The sequence below is a fragment of the Aeromonas sp. QDB25 genome, assembly GCF_027707725.1.
In the GTDB taxonomy this organism is placed as follows: Bacteria; Pseudomonadota; Gammaproteobacteria; order Enterobacterales; family Aeromonadaceae; genus Aeromonas; species Aeromonas caviae.
Map to the genome: position 1 here is coordinate 1 of NZ_JAPCIZ010000216.1, position 1,110 is coordinate 1,110.

The 1,110-nt window shown below is 41.1% G+C and carries 1 protein-coding gene; it reads right to left on the minus strand.

What is annotated here, in order from left to right; genetic code table 11:
• Positions 1–110 precede the first annotated feature (110 nt).
• Positions 111–920 (minus strand): glycosyltransferase, encoded by an 810-nt coding sequence (locus tag PG883_RS23545; protein ID WP_223917408.1) that lies wholly within the window; start codon positions 918–920, stop codon positions 111–113.
• Positions 921–1,110 lie beyond the last annotated feature (190 nt).

The following is a 1,110-nucleotide window of genomic DNA, read 5'->3' on the forward strand; positions in this document are numbered from 1 at the left end:
GCTATCAACAGGATGACGGGGTTAGGTATGCCTGTACGACAGCAGGTCAACTGAGCGAAATCGGCGCTTGGAGAAAGTCCGTCCTGTTTTGGAATTGTGCAACAAGGCCCCTATTTTCTCAAAAAATTACGATATACCGACTTGCGGAGACCTCCTGGCAACAATCTTACCGGAACACGTACAAGGAGGTTTTTACAAAGTTGCAATTTATTTATAAACCCAGAATTGTAAAAATCTAGTTGCGCAGAAATTTCTGAACAGGCGTATTTGAAACCGCCACGCCGAATCTCCATACCATTACCTGTTCTGGCATAAACAAGTATCTCAGGTATATTGGCGGTGATAGCGCCATTATTTATCATCCTTACCCACAACGCATAATCTTCATACAAATAGTTATCTTGATAACTACCCGCTTCCAGTACTTTAGATTTACGGTACATCACCGTCATATGATTGAATGGATTCCGAGACTTTGCGTATTCAACAATCTCATCATGATTTATTGGCGGCTTACGATAAGCATGAATATCAGCTTTACTAGATTCAAATTCAGCAATTGCTGTACCAATAATATCTATGTGCTGACGCTGCTGAATAAACGCAATTTGAGTTTTGAATCGCGCAGGATGGCAAATATCATCACTATCAAATCTAGCTACCCACTCATGACTACATTCACGCAGTCCGATAGACAGAGCTTTTCCTAAACCTACATTACTTGCCAATTTAACATTTCTAAACGGCAATTTATCTGAAAATGATGAAATAACCGATTGTAAGTCATCTCCTAACGGCCCATCCTCGACCAAGACGACTTCATCAGGCCTCACTACTGAACTGACGAGGCTATTCAGTGCTTCTTCAAAATCATTAGGAGAATCTTTGTGATACACAGACATCAAAACTGAAAAAAGCATAACAAGGCCTATTTATTTAACACTCAATTTTCGAGAGTCGAAGCTCCAACATAACTATTAGCGCCATTGGAACAAAAACGGTAAGTATTCACCGGAACAGTATTGACACAGGAAAAATGAGACGATCGTCTCTTGATCCCACTTTCCTGCTTGCTTGATCCTGCTCCTTAGATACGCTCCCCCCATGAGC

What these genes read in the sequence shown, in the direction of transcription:
- PG883_RS23545 (WP_223917408.1), bottom strand. Translation starts at nt 920, where the DNA reads ATGCTTTTTTCAGTTTTGATGTCTGTGTATCACAAAGATTCTCCTAAT.